The organism is Fusobacterium sp. (assembly GCF_032477075.1).
Taxonomy (GTDB): domain Bacteria; phylum Fusobacteriota; class Fusobacteriia; order Fusobacteriales; family Fusobacteriaceae; genus Fusobacterium_A.
Genome location: NZ_JAWDXO010000069.1, coordinates 1 through 5,058, shown reverse-complemented (window position 1 = coordinate 5,058; position 5,058 = coordinate 1). Strand labels below are relative to the sequence as shown.

At 31.6% G+C, this 5,058-nt stretch carries 6 protein-coding genes; all 6 read left to right on the top strand.

The window, feature by feature from the left end:
- Positions 1–388, top strand: a 388-nt coding sequence (locus tag E6771_RS15680) for a dihydrodipicolinate synthase family protein (protein ID WP_316092278.1), incomplete at its 5' end; no start/stop codon positions are given.
- A 603-nt stretch (positions 389–991) separates the two neighbouring features.
- Complete coding sequence (locus E6771_RS15675; RefSeq protein WP_316092277.1) at positions 992–1,969, top strand: 2-keto-3-deoxygluconate permease; 978 nt, start codon at positions 992–994, stop codon at positions 1,967–1,969.
- Between the two features lie 46 nt (positions 1,970–2,015).
- The gene (locus E6771_RS15670; protein ID WP_316092276.1) at positions 2,016–2,294 is read left to right on the top strand and encodes a UxaA family hydrolase; all 279 of its coding nucleotides are present in this window, start codon (positions 2,016–2,018) and stop codon (positions 2,292–2,294) included.
- A 20-nt stretch (positions 2,295–2,314) separates the two neighbouring features.
- Positions 2,315–3,475: a UxaA family hydrolase gene (locus E6771_RS15665; protein ID WP_316092275.1), complete on the top strand. Its 1,161-nt coding sequence runs from the start codon at positions 2,315–2,317 to the stop codon at positions 3,473–3,475.
- Positions 3,476–3,570: 95 nt separating this feature from the next.
- Positions 3,571–4,461, top strand: a complete 891-nt coding sequence (locus tag E6771_RS15660) for a fumarylacetoacetate hydrolase family protein (RefSeq protein WP_316092274.1) — start codon at positions 3,571–3,573, stop codon at positions 4,459–4,461.
- A 32-nt stretch (positions 4,462–4,493) separates the two neighbouring features.
- On the top strand, positions 4,494–5,058 hold a 565-nt coding region (locus E6771_RS15655), incomplete at its 3' end, for a dihydrodipicolinate synthase family protein (protein ID WP_316092273.1).

The following is a 5,058-nucleotide window of genomic DNA, read 5'->3' as shown; positions in this document are numbered from 1 at the left end:
ACATACTAGAAAACTTATGACAACAGTATTGAAAGAATTTCCTGATTTTGTAGTATTATCAGGATTTGATGAAAATTTTGTTCATAATATTTTATGTGGTGGAAGAGGGTGTATAGGAGGATTATCAAATTTATGTCCAGAACTTTTTGCTGATTGGGTAAAAGCTGTAAATGCAAAAAATATGGATGAGGTTGCTAGAATCCAAAAAATAGTAGATAAGATGATGGATCTTTATTCAATAGGGACACCATTTATTCCTATTATGAAAAAGGCTATGATGATTCATGGAATAGAAATGCAGGATTACTGTACAAAGCCTTTCTTACGGGCAACTGAAGAACAAACAAAACAAATAAAAGCAGTAATGAAAGAGGTTGGACTTTTATAAATAGAAAACTTCTTTATGTAATATATTTTAGATATTGATTAATAAGGATTGATTTTTGTATTATACAGAAGTTAATCCTTTTAATTTTATCTTTATTGTTGATTTTAACTTTTTTATTATTCCATATTTTTTCTCATAAAATATTTTAGGTTTTATGATTAAATTTTTTAGTAAACTATTATCTAAAGTTTTTATTTCTCTAAAATGTACTTTGAATTTTATTTTTGTTTTCAGACTTTTAGATTTTTTATAAACTTATAAAATTTTTACAAAATATTATAAGTTAATATTTATAGATATAAGAGATTTTAAAATTTTTCTTTAAATTCTTTGGAATAAGTGTCTGCTATTAAAATTTCTAAAAATAGTAAATTTATTACAAATTATCAAAAAAATTTATGAAATACTTTTAAAATAATGATTTGAAATAATAAAAACATTTTTTTAATAGAACATATTGACTTATATACAAAAGGATGCTATTATTGTTTTATAATGATTCGTATATAAAAACATAGTTTGTATATACGAAAATAATTGAAAAAGCAAAATTGGTAGACCACCAAATAGAGCAAAAACTAAAATGTCAGGAGGAAAAAGATTATGATTATGAGATTTTTAAAAAGAGTGCCTGCTGGTATGATGATTGTTCCTTTACTTATAGGGGCTTTTATGAATACTTTTTTCCCAGCTGCATTAAAAATAGGGTCATTTACGACAGCAACATTTTCTAGTGCAGGGGCAGCAACAGCAATGGGGATACAGTTATTTTGTCTTGGAACTACTTTGCAATTGAGAGATATGCCTAAAGTAGTAAAACGTGGAGGCATTCTTCTTATTTCTAAATTTATAATTGGGGCAACTATTGGAATAGTTATTGGAAAGATATTTGGTTTTGCTGGAATATGTGGACTTACAACATTAGCAATTATCAGTGCAGTAACTAACAGTAATGGAAGTGTGTATCTGGCTCTTATGAAAACTTATGGAGATACTACTGACTGTGCTGCTATGGCTCTTTTAGCTCTTAATGATGGACCACTTTTTACACTTATAGCTCTTGGTGCTTCTGGACTTGCAAATGTTCCATTTATGGCACTTGTAGCAACAGTTATACCTATCATAGTTGGTATGATTATTGGAAATCTTGATAAAGAAATGCAAACTTTTCTAGAACCAGCTGGAAATATTTTAATTCCATTTGTTGGACTTACTCTTGGAGCAGGAATTAATTTAAGCAATGTGGTAAAAGGTGGAGTTCCAGGAATTATTTTAGGACTTATAACAGTGTTTGTGGGAGGATCTTTCATAGTTTTCTGTGATAAAATCATAGGAAGAAGACCTGGATATGCAGGATGGGCAGTTGCGACTACAGCAGGAAATGCAGTTGCAGTACCAGCAGCAGTAGGACTTATTGACCCAGCTTGGGCTCCATATGTAGGAGAAGCAACTACTCAGGTAGCAGCATCAGTAGTAGTTACAGCTATCTTAGTTCCATTGATGACTAACTGGTGGGCAAAAAAATATGGATGTCCACAATCAGAAGCTTTAGAAGCTGCAAAATTAGAATCAGTAAAATAAAAATTTTTAAAATACAGAAATACTAAAATCTTTAAGGAGGAATGTTATGATCAATGCTTTAATAATTGATGTGAAAGACAATGTAGCAGTAGCCATTGAACAAGTTGCTAAAGGAATAGAAATAAACTACAAAGCAGGAGATAAAGTTATTACGCTTGCTGCTCTTGGAGATATTCAAATATATCATAAATTTGCTACTAGAGATATAGCAAAAGGAGAGCCAGTAGTTAAATATGGAGAACATATAGGAGTAGCAGCTCAGGATATAAAAGCAGGGGCACATGTACATACTCATAATGTAGAAAGTCACAGAGAGAACTTATAAGATAGGGGAGGGAATGTAATATGAATTTTTTAGGATATAGAAGACCAGATGGAAGAGTAGGAGTAAGAAATAAGATATTTATTCTGCCTGCAAGTGTTTGTGCATCAGATACTACTAGAATAATAGCTTCTCAAATAGAAGGGGCAGTAACATTTAATAATCAAAATGGATGTTCACAAGTAGCTGGAGACCAGCAGCTTACTATGGATGTTATGGCTGGAATGGCAGCTAATCCTAATGTATATGGAATAATTGTTGTATCTCTTGGATGTGAAAACTGTCAAATGGATTTAGTTGTGGATGCTATAAGAGAAAGAACTAATAAACCAATGGAAACATTTATTATTCAAGAAAATGGAGGAACGATAACAACAATAGAAAGAGCTGTTCGTGCAGGAAGAAAAATGGCTCAAGAAGCTTCAAGACTTCAAAGAGAAGAATTTCCAATATCTGAATTGATAGTAGGAACTGAGTGTGGAGGATCAGACCCAACAAGTGGGCTTGCATCAAATGTTCTTATTGGAGAACTAAGTGATCGTTTAGTAGCATTAGGAGCAACATCAATTCTTTCTGAAACTACAGAATTCATAGGAGCAGAACATATACTTGCAAGTCGTGCTAAAACTCCTGAAATAAAAGAGAGAATATATGAAATTGTACATAGATATGAAAAAGCTCTTCAATTAGTTGGAGAAGAGGTAAGAGAAGGAAATCCGTCACCAGGAAATATAGCTGGTGGAATTACTACTCTTGAAGAGAAATCTTTAGGTTGTATTCATAAAGGTGGACATACAGAAGTTACAGCAGTATACGACTATGGAAAGCAAGTAGAAGAAAAAGGTCTTGTAATAATGGACACTCCAGGAAATGACCCTTCATCAGTAGCAGGAATGGTAGCAGGAGGGGCTCAAATTATTGTATTCTCTACAGGAAGAGGAACTCCTACAGGAAATCCTATTTCACCAGTAATCAAAATCACTGGAAATAAAATAACATTTGCAAATATGTCAGATAATATAGATATAGATGCAAGCCCAGTTATATATGGACCACAAACACTTAAAGAACTAGGAGAGGAATTTTTACAAGAATTAATAGAAGTAGCCAATGGAAAACAAACTAAAGCAGAAACTTTAGGATATACAGAAATGGCTATTGCAAGACTATGCAACTATGTGTAAAATAAAGATATAAAGATAAGTTTTACTAAGCAGAGAAAAAACTGTTTTCTCTGCTTACTGATTTTATACAAGTCTAGATTTCAGAAGGTGATAGAATGAAGTTTGTAAGATTTAAGAATGAAAAAAATGAAAAATTAGGTATTTTTAATAAGGATGAATCAAAGCTCATAGAAATATCTTCTGTATTAGGCAGAGAATTTTCTTCAATGATTGACCTTATAGAAAATATAACTGAAGAGGAAATAGAACAACTTCAGAAAACTTTTTGGGGAAAGATTTCTGAGTGTGTTCAGTATGATGCTTCAAGAGTAAAAATATGCTCACCAATTAAAAGGCCTATTCACGATATTATATGTGTAGGAGTGAATTATAAAGATCATTTAGAAGAAACAAAAGAAAGTTTTAAGGATGATTTTACTGAACCAACAAAAACTGTATATTTTTCAAAAAGAGCTTCTGAAATAATAGGTACAGGAGATGTTGTAAAGAGCAGAATGGATTTGGATACACATCTAGATTATGAAGTAGAATTGGCAGTTATTATAGGAAAAAGAGGAACAGACATAGCCAGAGAAGACGTTGAAAAATATATTTTTGGATATTCAATATTCAATGATATATCTGCTAGAGTGTTGCAGCAATCTCATCTTCAATGGTATAGGGGGAAAAGTCTGGACACTTATTCATCTATGGGACCAAGTATACTGCATAAAACAGCTCTTCCATTTCCAGTAGAAGTAGGTGTAAAAAGTTATGTTAATAATGAATTAAGACAGTCTTCAAATACAAAATTATTTTTAGCTGATATTCCTCAAATAATATCTGAAATATCAGAAGGAATAACTCTTGAACCTGGAGATATAATAATAACTGGAACACCATCTGGAGTAGGAATGGGAATGAAACCTCAAGGATTTATGAAAAAGGGAGATATAGTAACTTGTGAAATTCCAGAGATAGGAAAACTTATCAACATTATAGGATAAAACTATTTAAAATATATAAAAGGAGAATAATTATGAAAAAAGCAAATTTTCTGACTCCAGTAGTAACAGCATTTGATGCAAACGGAAATCTGGATGTTCAGGCTAATAAAAATGTATGGGATCATCTTATTAAAGGCGGAGTAGACGGACTTGTAATTATGGGAAGTACAGGAGAATTCTTCTCTATGACTACTGAACAGAAAAAAGAACTTATTAAACTGGTAGTTGGATATGTAAATAAAAGAATAAAGGTATATATAGGAACTAGCTGTATGACAGTAGAAGATACAGTTGAACTTTCAAATTTTGCGCTAGAAACAGGAGCAGATGCTGTAATGATAATAAGTCCATACTATTTTGCTCTTTCTGATGAAAGTGTAGAATTTTTCTATGATAAAGTAGCAGGAGCTGTAAAAGGAGACATCTATTTATATAATTTCCCAGATAGAACAGGACATGATTTAACTCCAGAAGTAACATTAAATCTTCTTCGAAAATATAAAAACATAGTAGGATTCAAAGATACTGTAAGTGAAATGGGACATACTAGAAAACTTATGACAACAGTATTGAAAGAATTTCCTGATTTTGTAGTAT